Annotated in this window: 2 protein-coding genes and 1 pseudogene; all 3 read left to right on the top strand. The window is 32.0% G+C overall.

Annotated features, from left to right (window positions below; all coding sequences use genetic code 11):
• Window positions 1–706, top strand: a 706-nt coding sequence (gene coaBC, locus VFS71_RS01200) for a bifunctional phosphopantothenoylcysteine decarboxylase/phosphopantothenate--cysteine ligase CoaBC (RefSeq protein ID WP_326398853.1), incomplete at its 5' end; no start/stop codon positions are given.
• Complete coding sequence (locus tag VFS71_RS01195; RefSeq protein WP_326398852.1) at window positions 699–1,580, top strand: DUF4835 family protein; 882 nt, start codon at window positions 699–701, stop codon at window positions 1,578–1,580. The genes coaBC and VFS71_RS01195, both read left to right, overlap by 8 nt.
• 51 nt (window positions 1,581–1,631) lie before the next feature.
• A pseudogene (locus tag VFS71_RS01190) lies at window positions 1,632–2,685 on the top strand (DNA repair protein RecN); the annotation flags it as partial.

The following is a 2,685-nucleotide window of genomic DNA, read 5'->3' as shown; positions in this document are numbered from 1 at the left end:
GGCAGAACCTGAAAATATAATTGCTTTTTTAGAAGCTGATCTCGAAAGTAAATTACCTTTAAAAGGAAAAAAAATACTAATTACCGCTGGACCTACCTATGAAGCAATTGATCCAGTTCGTTTTATTGGAAATCATTCTTCTGGCAAAATGGGATTTGATATTGCCCAAAGTGCTGCTAACCTTGGGGCATCGGTAATATTGATTTCAGGACCAACTCATTTTAAAATAAATCATCCTTTGGTTCAAGTGATTCCAGTGATTTCTGCTCAAGAAATGTATGATGCCTGCCATCAGTATTATCAAGCGGTGGATGTGGCTATTGCAGCAGCTGCCGTAGCCGATTATAGACCAAAGAATGTTGCTTCGCAAAAGATAAAAAAAACAACTGATGATTTTACTATAGAACTTGAGAAGACCAAGGATATTTTGGCTTCGCTCGGACAAATTAAGAAAAATCAGTTTTTAATTGGATTTGCTTTAGAAACTGAAAATGAAATTGAAAATGCTAAAGCGAAAATTCAGAAAAAAAACTTAGATTTGATAGTTCTTAATTCGTTGCAAGATCAAGGAGCTGGGTTTGGAAAAAGCACCAATAAAGTTACCTTTATAGATAGCGCATTTCAAATCGAGCCGATGGATTTGAAATCTAAAGAGGCTGTGGCCGATGATATTTTAAACAAAGTAATAGCACATTTTTATGGTTAGAGTTGTTTTGTTTTTATTTTTTAGTTGTGGCTTTATTCAAGCCCAGCAGCTGAATTGTACAGTGACTATAAATACACAAAAATTAAGCAATGCCAATCAACAGGTTTTCAAAACGCTGGAAACTGCTATAAATGAATTTGTCAATAAAACAGACTGGACTGGACAATCCCTTTCGCAAAAGGAAAAGGTTAATTGTTCGATGTATATTACCATTTCTAGTTACAGTTCTGATCAATTTGTAGCTAATATCCAAGTGCAGTCTTCAAGAAATATTTACAATTCGACTTATTCCTCTCCAGTTCTGAATGTAAATGACAAAGATTTTACTTTTAATTATACTGAATTCGAGAATTTGACCTACATCCCAACAAGTTATGATTCAAATCTTGTTTCTGTACTGTCATTTTATAGCTATATTATTTTAGGAATGGATGCCGATACTTTTGTTCCATTGTTTGGTGATCGCTATTATAAAGAAGCATTAAATATTTCTAATTTGGCGCAACAAGGCGGTTACAAAGGATGGAATCAGTCTGATGGTACATTGAGTAGATTTGTTTTAATCAATGATTTAATGTCGCCTACTTATAATGAAATCAGACAATCTAGCTTTCAGTATTATTTAGGACTAGATACTATGCATCAGGATCTTAAAAAAGCCAAAGAGATTATTAAAGGCTCTTTGATGAATTTGTCCAAATTGAATAATACCAAACCTAATTGTTATTTATTGCGTGTTTTTATGGATTCAAAATCAGATGAAATTGTATCTATTTTTACTGGAGGGCCAAGTATTGCTATAAATGATATGGTAGATAGTTTAAACAAAACATCTTCATCAAATTCCGGTAAATGGCAATTGTTAAAATATTAGTCTTTTAATAATTTCTTTTATTTAATCCAATCTACTCATAAAATTTCAAAAATGATAACTTCACTAGCTATAAAAAACTATGCCTTAATCGAAAAATTAACAATAGATTTTTCAAAAGGGTTTTCAATAATTACAGGTGAAACTGGGGCTGGTAAATCAATAATATTGGGAGCTTTAGGTTTGGCTTTGGGAAAAAGAGCCGACTTAACTTCACTTAAAAATAAAGAAGAAAAATGTGTGATTGAAGCTCATTTTGATATATCCAAATATAATTTAATTCCTTTTTTTGATGCCAATGATCTGGACTACGAACCGGAAACAATAATTCGAAGAGAAATTTTGCCTTCAGGGAAATCGAGAGCTTTTATAAATGACAGCCCTGTTAATTTACAGGAGTTGCAAGAGTTAAGCTTGTATTTAATAGATATTCATTCACAACAACAAACTCAAGAGCTGTCGGATGAGGATGTACAATTCAAAATCATTGACGCCATTGCTGATAATTTAGATACAATTGTGACTTATCAATCGGTTTTGAAAAATTATAAGTCGAATAAGTCCAAATTAAATGCCTTAACTAAAAGAAAATCGGAAGCCTCTAAAGAGCAAGAATACAATACTTTTCTTTTGGAAGAATTAGTGTCTGCCAAGCTAAAATCTGGTGAGCAAGAATTTCTGGAGGAAAATTATGAGCAACTGAATAATGTAGAAATTATCAAAGAATCACTTGATAAATCGTTGGCTATCGCAAATGAAGAACAAATTGGGGTGTTTCATAATTTGAACGAAATAAAAAATGCCATTCAGAAAATTGCTCTTTTCTCATCTGATTATAATTTGTTGTTTGAAAGGATAACAAGTTTGAAAATCGAGTTTGAAGATATTGCAATCGAGCTTAACCGTTGTTCCGAAAAATTAATCAATGATCCTGAGCAATTAAATCTGATTAATCAAAAATTGCAATTGATATATAATTTGGAAAAGAAACATCAAGTAAGTACTGTAGATGAGTTAGTGGTAATTCAATCCAATTTAGAGAATTCTGTTTTGGAATTGGGGAATATAGATGACGAAATTGCAAAACTAACCGAGTTGGTTGATGATA

This window comes from Flavobacterium sp. (assembly GCF_035760125.1).
Classification (GTDB): Bacteria; Bacteroidota; Bacteroidia; order Flavobacteriales; family Flavobacteriaceae; genus Flavobacterium.
Note: the sequence above shows the minus strand (reverse complement) of the source record. Positions and strands in the feature narration are given on the sequence as shown.